This is a genomic window from Pseudomonas sp. Ors-4-3C (genome assembly GCF_055755035.1).
Genome location: NZ_CM146900.1, coordinates 5,986,551 through 6,006,839, shown reverse-complemented (window position 1 = coordinate 6,006,839; position 20,289 = coordinate 5,986,551). Strand labels below are relative to the sequence as shown.

Below are 20,289 nucleotides of genomic sequence, written 5' to 3'. Positions count from 1 at the left end.
CAGCCAACACATCTGGCGACTGACTTACCGCTATCGCGAGCAGGCTCACTCCTACAATTGATCCGCGTCCGACGTTGGATTGTGGAAAGAAAAACGCCCGGCATAAGCCGGGCGTTTTCTATTGGGCGTCGATCACTCGTGATACTGCGCCGACAACTCATGCACCGCGCGCAGGAACGCGCCCGCATGTTCCGGATCGACCTCAGGGGTGATGCCGTGGCCGAGGTTGAATACGTGGCCGCTGCCTTTGCCGTAGCTGGCCAGAATGCGCCCGACTTCGGTGCGGATCGCTTCCGGTTTGGCGTAGAGCACGGTCGGGTCCATGTTGCCTTGCAGGGCTACCTTGTCGCCGACGCGGGCGCGGGCGTTGCCGATGTCGCAGGTCCAGTCCAGACCCAATGCGTCGGCGCCGGCTTCGGCGATGCTTTCCAGCCACAGGCCGCCGTTCTTGGTGAAGAGGATCACCGGCACCTTGCGACCGTCGTGCTCGCGGATCAGGCCGCTGACGATTTTCTTCATGTAGGCCAGGGAGAACTCCTGGTACGCCGCGGCCGACAGGTTGCCGCCCCAGGTATCGAAGATCTGCACCGCTTGCGCGCCGGCCTGGATCTGGCCGTTAAGGTACGAGGTCACCGACTGCGCCAGCTTATCCAGCAGCAGGTGCATGGCTTGCGGGTTGTCGTAGAGCATCGCCTTGGTCTTGCGGAAGTCTTTCGACGAGCCGCCTTCAACCATGTAGGTGGCGAGGGTCCACGGGCTGCCAGAGAAACCGATCAGTGGCACACGGCCGTTCAACTCGCGGCGAATGGTGCTGACCGCGTCCATCACGTAGCCGAGGTCTTTGTGTGGATCAGGGATCGGCAACGCTTCGATGTCCGCCAGGGTGCTGACGACTTTCTTGAAGCGCGGGCCTTCACCGGTCTCGAAGTACAGGCCCTGGCCCATGGCATCGGGGATGGTGAGGATGTCGGAAAACAGGATCGCCGCGTCCAGTTGCGGGTAGCGGTCGAGCGGTTGCAACGTGACTTCGCAAGCGAATTCCGGATTCATGCACAGGCTCATGAAATCACCGGCCTGGGCACGGCTGGCGCGGTATTCAGGCAGGTAGCGGCCGGCCTGGCGCATCATCCACACCGGGGTGACGTCTACAGGTTGCTTGAGCAGGGCGCGGAGGAAACGGTCGTTCTTCAGGGCAGTCATGTCGGCATCCGGAAAAAAAGTGAGGGCATTTTCTCAGAGCGCGACGCAAAAGGCACGGATGCAGGTCAGCCTTTTGTCTATCGGGTCAATTTATTGCGCTGTATTGAGCGCACAGAAACCAATGTGGGAGCGGGCTTGCTCGCGAAAGCGGTGGGTCAGGCAACAAATCTGTCGACTGACACTCCCTCTTCGCGAGCAAGCCCGCTGCCACATTTTTGAGCGCATTTCAGGCTGAAATGTAATCAGACGCCCAGGTAATCAAGGATCCCTTCGGCAGCATTGCGGCCTTCAAAGATCGCCGTCACCACCAGGTCGGAACCGCGCACCATGTCGCCACCGGCGAAGATTTTCGGGTTGCTGGTCTGGTGCTTGTACTGACCCTGCTCAGGCGCGACGACGCGGCCCTGGCTGTCGGTCTGGATTTCGAACTGTTCGAACCACGGCGCCGGGCTTGGACGGAAACCGAACGCGATGACCACGGCGTCGGCCGGGATGATCTCTTCGGAGCCCGGGATCGGCTCGGGGCTGCGGCGGCCACGGGCGTCCGGTTCGCCGAGACGGGTCTCGACCACCTTCACGCCTTCGACCTTGTCTTCACCGACGATCGCGATTGGCTGGCGGTTGTAGAGGAATTTCACGCCTTCTTCCTTGGCGTTCTTCACCTCTTTGCGCGAGCCGGGCATGTTCGCTTCGTCACGACGATAAGCACAGGTCACTGACTTGGCGCCCTGACGGATCGAGGTGCGGTTGCAGTCCATCGCCGTGTCGCCACCACCGAGTACCACGACCTTCTTGCCTTTCATGTCGACGAAATCTTCCGGCGACTTTTCAAAGCCCAGGTTGCGGTTGACGTTGGCAATCAGGAAGTCCAGCGCGTCGTAGACGCCCGGCAGGTCCTCACCGGCAAAGCCGCCCTTCATGTAGGTGTAGGTGCCCATGCCCATGAACACGGCATCGTATTCGGCGAGCAGTTGTTCCATGGTCACGTCCTTGCCGACCTCGGTGTTGAGGCGGAACTCGATGCCCATGCCGGTGAAGACTTCGCGACGATTGCTCAGCACGCTCTTCTCAAGCTTGAACTCAGGGATACCGAAGGTCAGCAGACCGCCGATTTCCGGGTTCTTGTCGAACACCACCGGGGTCACGCCGCCACGCACCAGCACGTCGGCACAACCCAGCCCCGCCGGGCCGGCACCGATGATCGCGACACGCTTGCCGGTCGGTTTGACCTTGGACATGTCCGGGCGCCAGCCCATGGCGAACGCGGTGTCGGTGATGTACTTCTCGACCGAACCGATGGTCACCGCGCCGAAACCGTCGTTGAGGGTGCAGGCACCCTCGCACAGCCGATCCTGCGGGCACACCCGGCCGCAGACTTCCGGCAGGGTATTGGTCTGGTGCGACAGCTCGGCGGCCTGGAGGATGTTGCCCTCGGCCACCAGCTTCAGCCAGTTGGGAATGAAGTTGTGCACCGGGCACTTCCATTCGCAATACGGGTTGCCGCAACCCAGGCAGCGGTGGGCCTGGTCGGCCGACTGCTGGGGTTTGAACGGTTCGTAGATCTCGACGAACTCTTTCTTGCGTTGACGCAACAGTTTCTTCTTCGGATCCTTGCGCCCGACATCGATGAACTGGAAGTCGTTATTCAGACGTTCAGCCATTGTTAAAACCTCATCAAACTCTTCAGGCGCATATCACTGCGGGTTGGCACGAGTGCTGGAAAGCAACGATTTCAGGTTGGCAGCCTTAGGCTTCACCAGCCAGAAACGGCGCAGGTAGTCATCAAGGTTTTCGGCGAGTTCACGACCCCACTCGCTCTCGGTTTCCTTGACGTACTCGTTCAGCACGTTCTGCAAGTGGCTGCGGTAGGCTTCCATCGCCTCGCCGCTGATCCGCTGGATTTCCACCAGTTCGTGGTTGACCCGGTCAACGAAGGTGTTGTCCTGGTCGAGCACGTAGGCGAAACCACCGGTCATGCCAGAGCCGAAGTTGTAACCGGTCTTGCCCAGGACGCAGACGAAACCACCGGTCATGTACTCGCAGCAGTGATCGCCAGTGCCTTCCACGACCGTGTGGGCACCGGAGTTACGCACAGCGAAACGCTCGCCCGCGGTGCCGGCGGCGAACAACTTGCCGCCGGTGGCGCCGTACAGGCAGGTGTTGCCGATGATGGCGCTGTTCTGAGTCTGATAGACGCTGCCCTTCGGCGGGACGATGACCAGTTTGCCGCCAGTCATGCCTTTGCCGACGTAGTCATTGGCGTCGCCTTCCAGGTACATGTGCAGACCGCCGGCGTTCCACACGCCGAAGCTCTGACCGGCCGTGCCTTTGAAGCGGAAGGTGATCGGCGCGTTGGCCATGCCCTGATTGCCGTGCTTGCGCGCGATTTCGCCGGAGATCCGCGCACCGATCGAACGGTCGCAGTTGCAGATGTCCAGTTCGAACTCGGCACCGCTGAGGTCGTTGATCGCCGAGGTCGCCATGTCGACCATTTTCTCGGCCAGCAGGCCCTGGTCGAACGGCGGGTTGCGCTCAACGCCGCAGAATTGCGGTTTGTCCGCCGGGATGTGATCGCTGCCCAGCAGCGGGGTCAGATCCAGATGGTGTTGCTTGGCGGTCTGGCCTTCGAGGATTTCCAGCAGATCGGTACGGCCGATCAGCTCTTCGAGGGAGCGCACGCCGAGCTTGGCCAGCCACTCACGGGTTTCTTCGGCGACGTAGGTGAAGAAGTTCACCACCATGTCGACGGTCCCGATGTAGTGATCCTTGCGCAGCTTCTCGTTCTGCGTCGCAACACCGGTGGCGCAGTTGTTCAGGTGGCAGATGCGCAGGTATTTGCAACCGAGGGCGATCATCGGCGCCGTACCGAAGCCGAAGCTTTCGGCGCCGAGGATCGCTGCCTTGATCACGTCGAGGCCGGTTTTCAGGCCACCGTCGGTCTGCACCCGGACTTTGCCGCGCAGGTCGTTGCCGCGCAGGGTCTGGTGGGTTTCAGCGAGGCCGAGTTCCCACGGCGCGCCGGCGTATTTGATCGAGGTCAGCGGCGAAGCACCGGTACCACCGTCGTAGCCGGAGATGGTGATCAAGTCCGCATAGGCCTTGGCCACACCGGCAGCGATGGTGCCGACGCCGGCTTCTGCTACCAGCTTCACCGAAACCAGTGCCTTCGGGTTGACCTGTTTCAGGTCAAAGATCAGTTGCGACAAGTCTTCGATCGAGTAGATGTCGTGGTGCGGCGGTGGCGAAATCAGGGTCACGCCCGGCACTGCGTAACGCAGCTTGGCGATCAGCCCGTTGACCTTACCGCCCGGCAGTTGCCCGCCCTCGCCCGGCTTGGCGCCCTGAGCGACCTTGATCTGCAGCACTTCGGCGTTGACCAGGTATTCCGGGGTTACACCGAAACGGCCGGTCGCGACCTGCTTGATTTTCGAGCTCTTGATCGTGCCGTAGCGCGCCGGGTCTTCGCCGCCTTCGCCGGAGTTGGAACGCGCACCGAGGCGGTTCATGGCTTCGGCCAGGGCTTCGTGAGCTTCCGGCGACAGTGCGCCCAGCGAGATACCGGCGGAGTCGAAGCGCTTGAGCACCGATTCCAGCGGCTCGATTTCACTGATGTCCAGCGGCTTGTCGAGGGTCTTGACCTTGAACAGGTCGCGAATCATCGACACCGGACGGTTGTCCACCAGCGAGGTGTATTCCTTGAACTTGGCGTAGTCGCCCTGCTGCACGGCGGCTTGCAGGGTGTTGACCACGTCCGGGTTGTACGCGTGATATTCGCCGCCGTGAACGAACTTCAGCAGACCGCCCTGCTGGATCGGCTTGCGTGGACTCCAGGCTTCGGTGGCGAGTGCTTTCTGCTCGGCTTCGATGTCGACGAAACGCGCACCCTTGATGCGGCTCGGCACGCCCCGGAAGCTCAGCTCGCACACTTCTTCGGACAGGCCGATGGCTTCGAACAGCTGCGCACCGCGGTACGAGGCGATGGTCGAGATGCCCATCTTCGACAGGATCTTCAGCAAGCCCTTGGTGATGCCCTTGCGATAGTTCTTGAACACCTCATAGAGGTCGCCCAGCACTTCACCGGTACGGATCAGGTCACCCAGCACTTCGTAGGCCAGGAACGGATAGACCGCCGAGGCGCCGAAACCGATCAGCACCGCAAAGTGATGCGGATCGCGTGCGGTCGCGGTTTCCACAAGGATGTTGGAATCGCAGCGCAGGCCTTTTTCGGTCAGGCGGTGGTGCACCGCGCCGGTGGCCAGCGAAGCGTGGATCGGCAGTTTGCCCGGCGCGATATGACGGTCGCTCAGAACGATCTGGGTACGCCCGGCACGCACGGCTTCTTCAGCCTGATCGGCGACGTTGCGGATCGCCGCTTCGAGGCCGACGCTTTCGTCGTAGTTGAGGTCGATGATCTGCCGCTCGAAACCCGGGCGGTCGAGGTTCATCAGCGAGCGCCACTTGGCCGGCGAGATCACTGGCGAGCTGAGGATCACGCGCGAGGCGTGTTCCGGCGATTCCTGGAAGATGTTGCGCTCGGCACCGAGGCAGATTTCCAGCGACATCACGATCGCTTCACGCAGCGGGTCGATCGGCGGATTGGTGACCTGCGCGAACTGCTGGCGGAAATAGTCGTACGGCGTGCGCACACGCTGCGACAGCACGGCCATCGGCGTGTCGTCGCCCATCGAACCGACGGCTTCGTAGCCCTGTTCGCCGAGCGGACGCAGCACCTGATCACGCTCTTCGAACGTGACCTGATACATCTTCATGTATTGCTTGAGCTGATCGACGTCGTAGAACGCCGAACCGTGGTCGTTGTCTTCCATGGTCGCCTGGATGCGCAGGGCGTTCTTGCGCAGCCATTGCTTGTACGGATGACGGGACTTCAGACGGTTGTCGATCGCGTCGGTGTCGAGGATCTGCCCGGTTTCGGTGTCCACAGCGAGGATCTGGCCCGGGCCGACACGGCCCTTGGCGATCACGTCTTCTGGCTGGTAGTTCCAGACGCCGATTTCCGAAGCAACGGTGATGAAACCGTTGGTGGTGGTGACCCAGCGCGCCGGACGCAGACCGTTACGGTCGAGCAGGCACACCGCGTAACGACCATCGGTCATCACCACGCCGGCCGGGCCGTCCCACGGCTCCATGTGCATCGAGTTGTACTCGTAGAACGCACGCAGATCCGGGTCCATGGTTTCAACGTTCTGCCACGCAGGCGGAATGATCATCCGCACGCCACGGAACAGGTCGATGCCACCGGTGACCATCAGTTCGAGCATGTTGTCCATGCTCGAGGAGTCGGAACCGACACGGTTGACCAGCGGGCCGAGCTCTTCCAGATCCATCAGATCGTTGGTGAACTTGGTCCGACGGGCCTGCGCCCAGTTACGGTTACCGGTAATGGTGTTGATCTCGCCGTTGTGGGCGAGGAAGCGGAATGGCTGAGCCAGCGGCCATTTCGGCAGGGTGTTGGTGGAAAAGCGCTGGTGGAACACGCAGATCGCGGTTTGCAGGCGCTGGTCACCGAGGTCCGGATAGAACGCGGCCAGGTCGGCCGGCATCATCAGGCCTTTATAGATGATGGTCTTGTGCGAAAAGCTGCAGATGTAGTGGTCGGTATCGGCGGCGTTGGCCACCGACGAGCGACGACGGGCGCTGAACAGCTTGACCGCCATGTCCTGATCGCTCAGGCCTTCACCGCCGATGTACACCTGCTCGATCTGCGGCAGGCGCTCAAGGGCCAGGCGGCCGAGGACGCTGGTGTCGATCGGCACTTTGCGCCAGCCGATCAGTTGCAGGCCTTCAGCGAGAATCTCGCGGTTCATGTTCTCGCGAGCGGCTTCGGCCTTGGCCGGATCCTGGTTGAAGAAGACCATGCCCACGGCATATTGCTTGGGCAGCTCGACGCTGAAGTTTTCCTGGGCGATCGCCCGCAGGAACGCGTCAGGCTTTTGAATCAGCAGACCGCAACCGTCACCGGTCTTGCCGTCGGCATTAATCCCACCGCGGTGGGTCATGCAGGTCAGGGCCTCGATGGCCGTTTGCAAAAGGGTATGACTGGGCTCGCCCTGCATATGGGCTATCAGGCCGAAACCGCAGTTATCCTTGAATTCATCTGGTTGGTACAGACCTGCTTTCATAGACACTTTCTCACCAGGCTGCCTCTTTTCGAGGCAAATTTCTTTTCAATTCAACCACTTGCTGACCGCGCCGAACGTACGCCGGCTTTGCGGGGGCAAAAGGGTGGTCATTGTACACAGCGACACAGACGCTCACAAATTTGACGACGAAATGTCGCAAATCTATGTCGCATTTGTGAAAGGTTTAAAGCGATCTGCTGTGCTAGTCAAAACTTTTTTAATTCTGACTGCAACGACTCAAAGACTACTGTGACGCAGACACCACAAGGCACGCGACCTGGAAGGAAGCGCGCACTCGTAGAAATTTTGAGGTGCTTGGAGAGGCGGCCTGGGTAAGGCCGCCGAATCTTCAGCGAGTTGTTGCCAGTTCCTGTTGGACGCTGACGACAGTGCGAGGCCAAGGTTTACCAGCCTGAACCTTCGCTGGCAAGGCCTTGATGGCAGAAACGGCTGCATCACGATTGGCGAAGTTGCCGTAGGTGATCACGTAGAGAGGCTTGCCGTTGAGGACTTTCTTGAAATAACGGTACTCGCCGCCCTGCTCCTTGACGAAGTTCTGCGCGGTCGCTTCGGAGCTGGTGCCGAGGATCTGCACCACGTAATTGCTGGTCGGCTGACCGGCGTACCAGCTGCCACCGGCAGCCTTGGCCACGGTAACCGGCTTCTCGGCCGGTTTGGCGGCCGCAACAGGCTTGGCCGGAACCGGAGCAGGTTTGGCCGCTGGCGCTGCCGGAGCAGGCTTGGCGGTGGCGACCTGAGTCGGTGCCGGGGTCGGCTTGGCGGCTGGCACCGGAACCGGGGTTGGCGCCGGGCCGGCCGGGACACCTGCCGGTGGTGCGGAAGTCGTTACGGTCGGCGGCGTCGCGCTGGAACCTTCGACCGGCACGCCATCGTCGCCTTCGGTGATGCCGCCAGCGGCCTCAGCCAACGGGCCGCGCATCACCGGTTGCGAGTTGCCGACCAGTGGCAGCGGCATCGGCTGGGTATTGCCGGCGAACTCGACGTTCGGCGCGCCACCCTTGGCGCCCTGGCCCAATGGCAGTTGTGCCTGTTCGTTGGCGGGTGCGCCAGTGGTTGGCGCCTTGTTGCGACCCGGCATCAGCCAGGCGGCGGCGACCGCGACCACAACGACGGCGGAAATCGCCAATACGTGTTTCTTCGGCATGTTGAACCCCATACTTGGACGCTTGACCGCAGAGCGGCTGGCAATCATGACTTCGATCAGTGCATCGCGAGCGACCTGGTTGATGTTGCCAGGCCAACCCTCGGCGCTTTCGTGAATCTCAGAGATCTGATCCGCGGTGAAAAGTTCGACACCCCGGCCCGCACCTTCGAGCCGTTGGTCGAGATATTCGCGGGTCTCTTCTTCGGTGTACGGCTGCAGTTCGATGACGTGGAAGCGCTCTTCCTCGAGGTGCAAGGCCTCCAGTTGCGCGATCAGCGACGATTCACCGAACAGGAACACGTGTGGACGACCTTCCGGTGCACCGGCACCCAGCGCCATCAGCGCTTCTAGCGCAGATTCGTCAAGCTGCTCGGCATCATCCACCAGCAGATAGACTTCCTGCCCGGTCAGTGCCAGTTGCACCACTTGCGCCAGAATCGCGCCGACCTCGGCCTGCGCCACGTCCAGCGCCTGAGCAACCTGACGCAGCACGCCGGCCGCATCGCCGGCCCCACGGGCCGACACTACAACGCTTTGCACCGATTGCTTGTTGGTGCTGGCCACCAGCGCCTGGCGCAGCAGGGTCTTGCCGCTGCCTTGCGGACCGGTGACCACCAGCAGCAACTGGCTGTAACGCGCCAGGTGGTGCAGTTGCCCCAGCACCGGCTTGCGCTGGGCCGGGAAGAATTTGAAGCCCGGCACCCGCGGCGCGAAAGGGTCGTGACTTAACTGGAAATGGCCGAGGAACGCCTCGTCGGCATGCAAACTAGTCATCGGAATCTTATTAACCTTTAAGCTGAGCCAGAGCGCGGTAATCCGCTCCCAGCGTGGCCTGTAGAACCTCTTTCGGATAATCGGCGGTCACCACCGCTTCGCCCATCCGGCGCAGCAGCACCAGGCGCAGACGACCGTCGATCACTTTTTTATCAATTGCCATATGTTCGAGAAAATCGGCTTCGGTCATTTCTTCCGGCGGGATCACCGGCAGACCGGCACGCTGGAACAGCCGAATGCCGCGATCACGTTCCTGCTCGCTGATCCAGCCCAGACGCGCGGACATTTCCAGCGCCATCACCGTACCTGCGGCGACCGCCTCACCATGCAACCAGACACCATAGCCCATGTGGGTCTCGATGGCGTGGCCGAAGGTATGACCGAGATTGAGCGTGGCGCGCACGCCGGTTTCCTTCTCATCGGCACCGACCACTGCAGCCTTGGCCGCGCAGGAGCGCTCGATGGCATAGGTCAGGGCCTTCTGGTCCAGCGCGCGCAAGGCGTCGACGTTGTCTTCGAGCCAGGTCAGGAACGGCTCGTCGCAGATCAGACCGTACTTGATGACTTCGGCCAGACCGGCGGACAGCTCACGCTCTGGCAGGGTTTTCAGGGACGCGGTATCGATCAGCACCACGTTCGGCTGATAGAACGCGCCGACCATGTTCTTGCCCAACGGGTGGTTGATGCCGGTCTTGCCGCCCACCGACGAATCGACCTGGGACAGCAGCGTGGTAGGAATCTGGATGAAGTCAACGCCGCGCTGGTAGCAAGCGGCGGCGAAACCGGCCATGTCACCGATGACCCCGCCGCCGAGGGCGATGATCGTGGTGCGGCGGTCATGACGGGCGGTCAGCAAGCCGTCGAAGATCAGTTGCAGGGTTTCCCAGTTCTTGAAGGCTTCGCCGTCCGGCAGCACCACCGAGATCACCGAGAACTGCGCCAGGCTGCGGGTCAGACGTTCGAGATAGAGCGGCGCCACGGTCTCGTTGGAGATGATTGCCACCTGCCGCCCGTGGATATGCGGCGCCAGCAACTCAGGCTGATCCAACAAACCTTCGCCAATATGAATCGGGTAGCTGCGCTCGCCTAGATCGACCTTGAGTGTCTGCATGTGTCCCCACAGTGAAGATGGAAGCAGGCGTCCTGCCCTGAATTATTGGTTGTCTGCAGCCTATAGCGGGTATGACGCCGCTCGCACGCCATCCGCCACAACCTCGGCGGCTCTGACAGGACGCCGAGGATAGCGCATTTCGGGCGATGCTTTAACGGGGTGGAAGCTGCGCCAGACGGTCGAGAATGTCGAGCACCACCATACGCGGTGGCCGCTCGTCGGTTTCCACCACCAGATCGGCGATTTCCCGATAGAGCGGATCGCGGATCGCCAGCAGGTCACGCAGGGTTTTCGCCGGATCGGCGGTGCGCAGCAAAGGACGATTGCGGTCGCGCGACGTGCGCCCGACCTGCTGCTCGACGGAGGCGTGCAGATACACCACCCGCCCGCCCTCGTGCAGGGCCTTGCGGTTGGCATCGCGCATCACCGCGCCGCCGCCAGTCGCCAGCACCACGCCGTCGAAAGCGCACAGCTCGGCGATCATCGCCTGCTCACGGTCGCGAAAGCCGGGTTCGCCTTCCTTGTCGAAGATCCACGGGATATTGGCGCCCGTGCGCAGTTCAATTTCCTTGTCGGAATCTTTGAACGGCAGGCGCAGCTCTTTGGCCAGCAACCGGCCGATGGTGCTTTTTCCAGCGCCCATCGGTCCTACAAGAATCAAATTTCGCACAGAATCAACGACTCACAGCAATCGCCTGGTTATTCATGATACGCGGAGTGAGAAATACCAGCAGCTCGGATTTTTTCTCCGAAACCACATCACGCCGGAAAAGGCGGCCAAGATACGGCACATCGCCAAGAAATGGCACCTTATCTACGACCTTGCTTTGAGTATTTGAGAAAACACCGCCAATCACGATGGTCTCGCCGTCGTTCACCAGCACCTTGGCGTTGACCTCGTTCTTCTTGATCGGCGGGACATCCTGCACTTTGTTCAGGTAGTCCGGTTCGTCCTTGGTGACCTTGACCTCCATGATGATGCGGTTGTCAGGGGTGATCTGTGGCGTCACTTCCAGCGACAGCGAAGCCTCCTTGAACGACACCGATGTCGCGCCGCTGGAGCTGGCTTCCTGATACGGAATCTCGGTGCCCTTGAGGATCTTTGCGGTCTCTTTGTCGGAGGTGACTACTTTGGGCTGCGAGACAATTTCACCGTTGCCGGTCTTCTCCATGGCGGTCAGCTCAAGATCGAGCAGCACGTTGTCGGTGATGAAGGCGATGCCGATCCCCGAGGTATTACCGATCGTCCCCATGTCGACGAACGGCGAATTGGTGCTGGTGCTTCCCGGTGTGCCAATGGTGGTAGAGGTGCCATTGCTGACCCCGGAGGTGTTCCAGTTGCCCTTGTTCTGGATCGAACCGCCCCAGCGCACGCCCAGACTCTTGTCGTAATCGACGTTGGCCTCGACGATCCGCGCCTCGATCATCACCTGGCGCACCGGAATATCCAGTTGCGCCACGATCCGCCGCAGTTCGTCGAGGCGATCCTGGGTCTGGTAGGCAATGATGTTGTTGGTGCGCTCATCGACGGTAATCGAGCCACGCTCGTCAATTTTCGCCTCGGCGCTGGTCACCGACTGGAACAGCTTGGCGATGTCCGCCGCCTTGGCGTAGTTCACTTGCAGCAGTTCGCGGCGCAGCGGTGCCAGTTCGGCGATCTGTTTCTGCGACTCCAGCTCCTGGCGTTCGCGGGCAGCGATTTCGTCGGCCGGCGCCACCAGCAGCACGTTGCCGATCTTGCGTTTATCCAGCCCCTTGGTTTTCAGCACCAGGTCCAGCGCCTGATCCCACGGCACGTTTTGCAGACGCAAGGTGATCCCGCCCTGCACCGTATCGCTGGCCACCAGGTTGAGGTTGGTGAAATCGGCGATCAGTTGCAGCACCGAGCGCACATCGATGTCCTGAAAATTCAGCGAGAGTTTTTCGCCACTGTAGGCCTGGCGCTCGGCATTGCGTTTTTGCAGGTCATCGACCGTCATCGGGCGAATGCTGACGGTCAGTTTGTTATCGGTCTGGTAGGTGGAATAGTCGAACGTGCCGCTGGGTTCGACGGTAATGACCGCACGATCACCGGTGGCGGCGGCGTTGACGAACTGCACAGGCGTGGCGAAGTCCTTGACGTCGAGGCGCACCCGCAGCCTGTCGGGCAACTGGGTGCGGGCAAAACTGAGGATGATCTTGCCGTCATGCTCTTGGATATCCGGGGCGATGGTCGGGTCCGACAGATCAATGACCACGTTGCCCTCGCCCGCAGTGCCACGCTGGAAGTCGACGCCACGAATGGTCTTGGCAACGGGTGCGTAAGCCTTCGCCGGAGCCGCGACCGGTCGTGGCGCAGCAGCGGCTGGGCGCGGTGCAGCAGGCTTGGCGCCCTGCCCGACCACCACGAACAGATTGTTACCCTCGACCCGCGAGGTGTAGGGCGTCAGTTGCGTCAGGTTGATGATCAGGCGTGTCCGGTCGTTGGCCTCGACCACTGTCGCGGTGCGCGCATTGCCGCTGCCCAGATCGCGGGTCTTGCTCGCCAGCTGGCTGGCGACACCCGGCAGATCCAGCGCGATTCGCGCCGGTGATTCGGTGGTGTAGCCCTTGGGCTGCGGTGGTGGGCCGTCGAACGACAGCTTCAACTCGATGCGGTCACCCGGTAACGCCGCCACATCCAGCGCCTTGAGACTGGCCGCCTGAACCATCGGTGACAGCAGCGCTATCCATAGCGAAAAACCGAGGGTGGAAAAAATCCTGTTCATTGTTCGACTTCCACTATGAGTGCTCTTTCAAAGGAATGGTGCGCGGACGTTCCAGCCAGGCGCCTTCGCCGTCGGGCACGATCTCGACCACATCGACCTGCGTAGCGCTGATCGCCACGATGCGCCCGTCGTTGCGCCCCAGATAGTCGCCGACCTTCAGCCGATGCACACCGCCGGCCCCACGCAGCAGGGCAAAGGAGCCGGAGGCATTGGAGATGGTGCCGACCATTTCAAACTGCTCGATGTTGAAACCTTCGAGGTATTGCTTGACCCGGTTGGGGTCGGGTTTGACATTGCGCGAGCCGCGCTGCTGCCCGGCCAGATCGACCCGCACCTGACGCGAGAACGGGCTGCGCAGGTTGGCCGCGCTGTAGGTAAACGTGGGGTAGGAATGGAACATCGGCGTCGGCTCGATCTTGCCCGCCGGGCGCAGACGCACTTCGTTCATGTAAGCGTCGAGGTCGCTGAATTCGTCACTGCTGCCGCAACCACTGAGGCCGAGCACCAGCACTGACAGGGCGAAATAACGGATCGGGGTCATTTGTCCAACCCCTTGTCGTTATAGCGGTAGGTCTTGGCGAGGATGCTCATGCGCAGCTTCGTCCCGCCTTCGGGGTTGGCCGGCGCCAGTTCGAAATCGTGCAACGTGACGATCCGTGGCAACCCGGCGACGCCACTGACGAAAGTGGCGAGGTCGTGGTAAGCCCCGGTGACGGTGATCTGGATCGGCAACTCGATGTAGAACGGCTGGGTCACCTCCGGCAGCAGCTTGATCTCTTCGAATTCGAGGCCACTGCCCAAACCCGTGCGGGTGATGTCTTCCAGCAGCCCCGGCACTTCGGTGTCGCTGGGCAACTGCCGCAGGAGCACGCCGAAGGAGTTTTCCATCTCCTTCATCTGCTGGGTGTACAGCTCCAGGTTGGCGGCCATGTGCGCCTTGCTGGCGAACTGCTCCTTCAAGGTGTCTTCTTCCTGATGCTTGGCTTCCAGCTGGTTTTCCATGTCGCTGATGAAAAAGTTATAGCCAAGCGCCAACACCAGCACCGCCAGCAACGCTCCCGCGATGGTTTTCACCGCGGCCGGCCAGGAACCGATGTTGCTGGTATCCAGATCGTTGAAGTCGATATTGCGCAGACTTTGCAGCCATTCGGACGGATTCATTTGTCGCCCTCCGTCACGGCTGGCTGGGTCTGACGAACGGTCAGCTGAAAGACGTTGGCCTGATCCACCTGACCGGCGGTCGTCGCCTTCACCTCGTTGAGGCTCGGCGCGTCAAACCAGTCGGAGGCATCCAGATTGCGCATCAGCTCCGAAACCCGATTATTGGACTCGGCCGCGCCATTGATGGTCAGCGTCTTGCCCACCAGTTTCACGCTGGTGAAATACACGCCGTCCGGCAGCGTGCGGGCCAGTTGATCGAAGATCCGTCCACTGATCTGCCGGTTGCCCTGCAAGTCCTGGATGATGCGCATGCGCTCGACCAGTTGCTGGCGCCGGGCCTTGAGTTCGCTGATCTGCTTGATCCGTTCGTCGACCACCGCTATCTGCTTGCCGATGTAGGCATTGCGCGCGGCTTGCCGCTCGATGGCGGCATCGAAGATCTGATCGGCAATGAACACCGCACCCACCGAACCGACGAAGACCCCGATCAGGATCAGCAGGAAGCGCTTGCGCCGCTCTTCGCGGCGCTCCTCGCGCCAGGGGAGAAGGTTGATCCGCGCCATCAGTCGAAACTCCTGAGCGCGAGCCCGCAGGCAATCATCAGGGCTGGCGCGTCACTGGCCAGGGCCCCGGCGTTGACCTTGCTGCTCAAGGCCATGTCGGCAAACGGGTTGGCGACCTGGGTCGGGGTGCCCAGGCGCTGCTCGATCAGGCGATCCAGCCCTGGCACCGATGCCGTGCCACCGGCCAGCAGAATGTGATCGACTGCGTTGTACTGCCCGGAGGCGAAGAAAAACTGCAACGAGCGCGACACCTGCTGTACCAGCGCATCCCGGAACGGCTGCAAGACCTCGCTGATATAGTCATCCGGCAGACCGCCCTGCTTTTTCGCCAGCCCGGCCTGCTCGACGGTGAGGCCGTAGCGGCGCTGAATCTCCTCGGTCAGTTGGCGGCCACCGAACAGTTGCTCGCGGGTATAGATGATGCGGCCATTGTGCAGGACGCTGAGAGTGGTCATGGTCGCGCCGATGTCCACCACGGCCACCGTCAGGCGTTCCTGCGAGGCGGCCAGTTGAGTGGCGAGCAGGCCGAACGAGCGCTCCAGCGCATAGGCCTCGACATCGACCACTCGCGCCGTCAGCCCGGCCAGCGCCAGCGCCGCCTCGCGCACTTCGACGTTTTCCTTGCGACAGGCGGCCAGCAGCACGTTGACCCGCTCCGGGTTGCGCGGCGAAACGCCCTGGACTTCGAAGTCGATGGCGACTTCGTCCAGTGGATAGGGAATGTATTGGTCGGCTTCGATCTTGAGCTGGTTTTCCAGCTCGTCATCGGTCAGCCCGGCGTCCATCTCGATGATTTTGGTGATCACCGCAGAGCCGGCCACCGCCACCGCCACGCTCTTGAGCCCGGTGCGCGCCTTGACCAGTACCCGAGACAAGGCATTGCCCACGCCTTCGAGCTCGGCGATATTCTTTTCGACCACGGCGTTGGGCGGCAGAGGCTCCACCGCGTAGGCCTCGACCCGGTAGCGGTCGCCCTGGCGGCTAAGCTCCAGCAGCTTCACCGAAGTGGAGCTGATGTCGATCCCCAGTAACGTATTGGTCTTTTTATTGAAGAGTCCCAGCACTACCAATTCCCTATGACTTTCCGTGAGTTACGGACTCTGTAATACACATTGCGTTCCTTCACCGCGCCTTGACAGAAGCGCAAATGACGCCCCCAGCAGAAAAGTGCTTATAATGCCCAGCGTTTTTTTCCGCTTTTTACTGCCGGCGCGGGTTGTTCTGTGTGTTCCCGGAACCCTGTCGCCAAATTCATTCTTTGCCCTGGATGTCCAAAAGCCTTGATTCGTCTGCTGAAATTTTTCGGTTGGTCCATCGTCGCCGTTTTCTGCGGACTGCTTTTAGGTCTCAGCGGCGCGTTTCTTTACCTTAGTCCGGGTTTGCCCTCTGTGGAGGCGCTGCGAAGCATTCAGTTGCAGATTCCATTGCGGGTCTACAGCAGCGATAACAAATTGATCGCAGAATTTGGCGAAATGCGCCGGACTCCGATCCGTTTCGCCGACATTCCCCCCAATTTCATTAATGCGTTACTAAGTGCTGAAGACGACAATTTCGCCAACCACTATGGCGTCGATCCAAGCAGCCTGATGCGTGCCGCGACCCAATTGGTCAAAAGCGGACACATTCAGTCCGGCGGCAGCACCATCACCATGCAGGTGGCGAAGAACTTCTTCCTGACCAGCGAGCGCAGCTTTTCGCGCAAAACCACAGAAATTCTTCTGGCCCTGCAGATCGAGCGACAGTTGACCAAGGACGAGATCCTTGAGCTGTACGTGAACAAGATTTATCTGGGTAACCGCGCCTATGGCATCGAGGCGGCGGCGCAGGTGTATTACGGCAAGTCGATCCGCGACGTCAGCCTGGCGCAGATGGCGATGATCGCCGGCCTGCCAAAAGCCCCGTCGCGCTTCAACCCGCTGGCCAACCCGGCGCGCAGCAAGGAACGTCGCGACTGGATCCTCGGCCGCATGTACAAGCTCGGGAAGATTTCCGAGGCTGATTACACCGCCGCGATCAACGAGCCACTGAACGCCAGCTATCACGTGCCGACCCCGGAAGTGAACGCACCGTACATCGCCGAAATGGCCCGTGCCGAAATGGTCGGCCGCTATGGCAGCGACGCCTATACCGAAGGTTTCCGCGTCACCACCACGGTGCCGAGCAACCTGCAGGAAATGGCCAACACCGCGCTGCACGAAGGCTTGATGACTTACGACCAGCGTCATGGCTACCGTGGCCCCGAGTCGCGCCTGCCGGGCAAGACCCACGAAGCCTGGGCCACCGAGCTGACCAAGCAGCGCACTATCAGCAGTCTAGAGCCGGCGATCGTCACCCAGGTCGACAAGAACGGCCTGCAAGTGCTGACCCGTAGCGGCGAAGAACACGTTGCCTGGGACACCATGAAATGGGCGCGTCCGTTCCTCAATACCAACAGCATGGGCGCCGCACCGCGCCAGCCGTCGGATGTGGCACAGGTCGGCGATCTGATTCGCGTGCAGCGTCAGCCGAACAATTCGCTGAAATTCAGCCAGATTCCGCAGGCGCAAGGCGCGCTGGTGTCGCTGGACCCGCAGAACGGCGCGATCCGCTCGCTGGTCGGCGGCTTCGCTTTCGAGCAGAGCAACTACAACCGCGCCCTGCAGGCCAAGCGTCAGCCGGGTTCGAGCTTCAAGCCGTTCGTCTACAGCGCTGCGCTGGACAGCGGTTACACCGCCGCGACCCTGGTCAACGACGCGCCGATCGTGTTCGTCGACGAGTACCTGGATAAAGTCTGGCGGCCGAAGAACGACACCAACACCTTCCTCGGCCCGATCCGTCTGCGCGAGGCGCTGTACAAGTCGCGTAACCTGGTGTCGATCCGCCTGCTGCAGGCGATGGGCGTCGGCAAGACCATCGACTACATCACCCGCTTCGGCTTCAACAAGCAGGACCTGCCGCCGAACCTGTCGCTGGCGCTGGGCACCGCGACCCTGACGCCGATGGAGATCGCTACCGGCTGGAGCACCTTCGCCAACGGCGGCTACAAGATCACCCCGTACATCATCGACAAGATCGAAAGCCGCAACGGCGACACGCTGTTCGTCGCCAACCCGCCGACCGTGCCACAGGGTGGCTCGGCGACCGATGGCTTTGCCGCCCCGGCGTCGCAGCCGATCACCGTCAACGCCGCACCGGTTCCGGGTGAAGCCCCGGGCGCCGCAGCAGCGCCACAAGCACCGGCAGTAGCCGAGCGGATCGTCGATGGTCGCACCACGTACATCCTCAACAGCATGCTGCAGGACGTGATCAAGCTCGGCACCGGGCGCCGTGCACTGGCCATGGGCCGCAGCGACATCGCGGGCAAGACCGGTACCACCAACGACTCCAAGGATGCATGGTTCTCCGGCTACAACGGCGATTATGTGACCACCGTGTGGACCGGTTTCGACCAGCCGGAAAGCCTCGGTCGCCGTGAGTTCGGCGGCACCGTGGCGCTGCCGATCTGGATGAACTACATGTCGGCTGCGCTGAAGGACAAGCCGCCGCACGTGCAGCCTGAGCCGGAAGGCATCCTCAGCCTGCGGGTAGACCCGGTCAGCGGTCGCGCGGCCACGCCGAGCACGCCGGGTGCCTACTTCGAGCTGTTCAAGTCGGAAGACACGCCGCCATCCGTGAATGAGCTGGGCAATGGCGCGGCGCCAGGCAGTCCGCTGCCGGCGGATGAGCAGGCGCCGATCGACCTGTTCTGATCCAGCATCATTGAAAAGCCCCGCCTTCGAGAGAAGAGCGGGGCTTTTTTATGGCTGCGATTTTATGTTGTCTGGGCCGGCCTCTTCGCGAGCAAGCCCGCTCCCACAGTGCCCGGGTTGTAGCCAGCATTTGCGCACACCACAAAACCTGTGGGAGCGGGCTTGCTCGCGAAGAGGCACTGAAGAACACCACAAATCACACAGGCACAAAAAAGCCCCGACTCTCACAAGCCGGGGCTTCTGGTTGAAGCGTTACAACGACTTAGCCGTTGAACACGTCATCCACGCTTTTCAGCGGGTAGTTCTTCGGATACGGCAGGGTGGCCACACCGGTCTCGATCGCGGCTTTGGCCACAGCATCGGAGATCAGGGTGATCAGGCGCTTGTCCATTGGCTTCGGAATGATGTATTCACGGCCGAATTCCAGCGGCGCACCACCGTAGGCATCGCACACGTCCTGTGGCACTGGCAGTTTGGCCAGTTCACGCAGGGCGTTGGCCGCTGCCACTTTCATTTCTTCGTTGATGCGCTTGGCGCGAACGTCCAGGGCACCGCGGAAGATGAACGGGAAGCCCAGCACGTTGTTGACCTGGTTCGGGTAGTCGGAACGACCGGTGGCCATGATCACGTCGCTGCGGGTGGCGTGCGCCAGTTCCGGGGAAATTTCCGGATCCGGGTTCGAGCAGGCGAAGACGATCGGGTTGGCCGCCATCGACAGCAGGCCTTCAGCGCTCAGCAGGTTCGGGCCGGACAGACCGACGAACACGTCAGCGCCTTTCAGAGCGTCAGCCAGGCTGCGCTTGTCGGTGGCGTGAGCGAATACCGCTTTGTACTGGTTCAGGTCGTCACGGCCGGAGTGGATCACACCGGTACGGTCAACCATGAAGATGTTTTCGATTTTCGCGCCCATGCTCACCAGCAACTTCATGCAGGAGATGGCCGCAGCGCCGGCGCCGAGGCAGACGATCTTGGCTTCCGGCAGGGTTTTGCCGGCGATTTCCAGGGCGTTGATCATGCCCGCAGCGGTCACGATCGCGGTGCCGTGCTGGTCATCGTGGAATACCGGAATGTCGCACTGCTCGATCAGAGCACGTTCGATCTCGAAGCACTCAGGTGCCTTGATGTCTTCCAGGTTGATGCCACCAAAGGTGATGGAAATGCGTTTAACGGTGTCGATGAAGGCTTGCGGGCTTTCGGAGTCGACTTCGATGTCGAACACGTCGATACCGGCGAAGCGCTTGAACAGTACGCCTTTACCTTCCATGACCGGCTTGGAAGCCAGTGGACCGAGATTACCCAGACCCAGAATCGCGGTGCCATCGGAAATGACTGCAACCAGGTTGCCCTTGCCGGTGTATTTGTAGGCCAGTTCAGGATCGCGGGCGATCTCACGCACTGGTTCAGCTACGCCGGGGCTGTAGGCCAGCGACAGGTCGCGGGCGGTAGCAGTGGCCTTGGTGAGCTCGACACTCAGCTTCCCTGGACGAGGATTGGCATGATATTCGAGAGCGGCAGTTTTCAGATCAGACATTTTGGCATTCCGCTTTTTACTGTTGGACAGACTGGTCAGCGAGGATACGCGCCTCGCAAAGTCCCCACAAGACTGAGCAGTCACCCCTGTCAAGCGCCCTGTCCTACGACTTTGGGCCAAGAGCCACGGCGCACAAGGGCTTGACTGTTCACAATCGACAGAAAAAATG

At 61.3% G+C, this 20,289-nt stretch carries 13 protein-coding genes; 1 reads left to right on the top strand and 12 read right to left on the bottom strand.

Annotated features, from left to right (window positions below):
- Positions 1-132 precede the first annotated feature (132 nt).
- From hemE to ACVHNU_RS27135, 11 genes are all read right to left on the bottom strand, one after another.
- Positions 133-1,200, bottom strand: a complete 1,068-nt coding sequence (gene hemE, locus ACVHNU_RS27185) for a uroporphyrinogen decarboxylase (RefSeq protein WP_007968321.1) — start codon at positions 1,198-1,200, stop codon at positions 133-135.
- 242 nt (positions 1,201-1,442) lie between these two features.
- Complete coding sequence (locus ACVHNU_RS27180; RefSeq protein ID WP_003220910.1) at positions 1,443-2,861, bottom strand: FAD-dependent oxidoreductase; 1,419 nt, start codon at positions 2,859-2,861, stop codon at positions 1,443-1,445.
- Positions 2,862-2,894: 33 nt separating this feature from the next.
- Positions 2,895-7,340, bottom strand: coding sequence for a glutamate synthase large subunit (gene gltB, locus ACVHNU_RS27175; RefSeq protein WP_003220908.1), 4,446 nt, complete (start codon positions 7,338-7,340; stop codon positions 2,895-2,897).
- A 349-nt stretch (positions 7,341-7,689) separates the two neighbouring features.
- On the bottom strand, positions 7,690-9,279 hold the full coding sequence (locus tag ACVHNU_RS27170) for an AAA family ATPase (RefSeq protein ID WP_473018637.1): 1,590 nt from the start codon (positions 9,277-9,279) through the stop codon (positions 7,690-7,692).
- Positions 9,280-9,289: 10 nt separating this feature from the next.
- The gene (gene aroB, locus ACVHNU_RS27165; RefSeq protein WP_027611317.1) at positions 9,290-10,390 is read right to left on the bottom strand and encodes a 3-dehydroquinate synthase; all 1,101 of its coding nucleotides are present in this window, start codon (positions 10,388-10,390) and stop codon (positions 9,290-9,292) included.
- A 151-nt stretch (positions 10,391-10,541) separates the two neighbouring features.
- Entirely contained in the window at positions 10,542-11,060 is a 519-nt protein-coding gene (gene aroK, locus ACVHNU_RS27160; protein WP_045122260.1) for a shikimate kinase AroK, read from the bottom strand.
- Positions 11,061-11,064: 4 nt separating this feature from the next.
- The gene (locus tag ACVHNU_RS27155) at positions 11,065-13,137 is read right to left on the bottom strand and encodes a type IV pilus secretin PilQ (protein WP_473018636.1); all 2,073 of its coding nucleotides are present in this window, start codon (positions 13,135-13,137) and stop codon (positions 11,065-11,067) included.
- 13 nt (positions 13,138-13,150) lie between these two features.
- On the bottom strand, positions 13,151-13,678 hold the full coding sequence (locus ACVHNU_RS27150) for a pilus assembly protein PilP (RefSeq protein WP_400509497.1): 528 nt from the start codon (positions 13,676-13,678) through the stop codon (positions 13,151-13,153).
- Entirely contained in the window at positions 13,675-14,298 is a 624-nt protein-coding gene (gene pilO, locus ACVHNU_RS27145) for a type 4a pilus biogenesis protein PilO (RefSeq protein ID WP_473018635.1), read from the bottom strand. The genes ACVHNU_RS27150 and pilO overlap by 4 nt, the downstream gene beginning before the upstream one ends.
- On the bottom strand, positions 14,295-14,861 hold the full coding sequence (locus ACVHNU_RS27140; protein WP_003220894.1) for a PilN domain-containing protein: 567 nt from the start codon (positions 14,859-14,861) through the stop codon (positions 14,295-14,297). The genes pilO and ACVHNU_RS27140 overlap by 4 nt, the downstream gene beginning before the upstream one ends.
- The gene (locus ACVHNU_RS27135; protein ID WP_003220893.1) at positions 14,861-15,925 is read right to left on the bottom strand and encodes a pilus assembly protein PilM; all 1,065 of its coding nucleotides are present in this window, start codon (positions 15,923-15,925) and stop codon (positions 14,861-14,863) included. The genes ACVHNU_RS27140 and ACVHNU_RS27135 overlap by 1 nt, the downstream gene beginning before the upstream one ends.
- Before the next feature lie 219 nt (positions 15,926-16,144).
- Between ACVHNU_RS27135 and ACVHNU_RS27130 the strand changes: the two genes are divergently transcribed.
- A complete protein-coding gene (locus ACVHNU_RS27130; RefSeq protein WP_410017538.1) occupies positions 16,145-18,589 on the top strand; it encodes a penicillin-binding protein 1A in 2,445 nt (814 codons plus the stop codon).
- A 262-nt stretch (positions 18,590-18,851) separates the two neighbouring features.
- On the opposite strand, the gene ACVHNU_RS27125 is transcribed toward ACVHNU_RS27130, so the two are convergent.
- Positions 18,852-20,120, bottom strand: coding sequence for a malic enzyme-like NAD(P)-binding protein (locus ACVHNU_RS27125; RefSeq protein ID WP_003220889.1), 1,269 nt, complete (start codon positions 20,118-20,120; stop codon positions 18,852-18,854).
- Positions 20,121-20,289 lie beyond the last annotated feature (169 nt).

Coding starts and splice junctions, on each gene's coding strand:
- hemE (WP_007968321.1), bottom strand. CDS start 1,200: ATGACTGCCCTGAAGAACGACCGTTTCCTCCGCGCCCTGCTCAAGCAA.
- ACVHNU_RS27180 (WP_003220910.1), bottom strand. CDS start 2,861: ATGGCTGAACGTCTGAATAACGACTTCCAGTTCATCGATGTCGGGCGC.
- gltB (WP_003220908.1), bottom strand. CDS start 7,340: ATGAAAGCAGGTCTGTACCAACCAGATGAATTCAAGGATAACTGCGGT.
- ACVHNU_RS27170 (WP_473018637.1), bottom strand. CDS start 9,279: ATGACTAGTTTGCATGCCGACGAGGCGTTCCTCGGCCATTTCCAGTTA.
- aroB (WP_027611317.1), bottom strand. CDS start 10,390: ATGCAGACACTCAAGGTCGATCTAGGCGAGCGCAGCTACCCGATTCAT.
- ACVHNU_RS27155 (WP_473018636.1), bottom strand. CDS start 13,137: ATGAACAGGATTTTTTCCACCCTCGGTTTTTCGCTATGGATAGCGCTG.
- ACVHNU_RS27150 (WP_400509497.1), bottom strand. CDS start 13,678: ATGACCCCGATCCGTTATTTCGCCCTGTCAGTGCTGGTGCTCGGCCTC.
- pilO (WP_473018635.1), bottom strand. CDS start 14,298: ATGAATCCGTCCGAATGGCTGCAAAGTCTGCGCAATATCGACTTCAAC.
- ACVHNU_RS27140 (WP_003220894.1), bottom strand. CDS start 14,861: ATGGCGCGGATCAACCTTCTCCCCTGGCGCGAGGAGCGCCGCGAAGAG.
- ACVHNU_RS27125 (WP_003220889.1), bottom strand. CDS start 20,120: ATGTCTGATCTGAAAACTGCCGCTCTCGAATATCATGCCAATCCTCGT.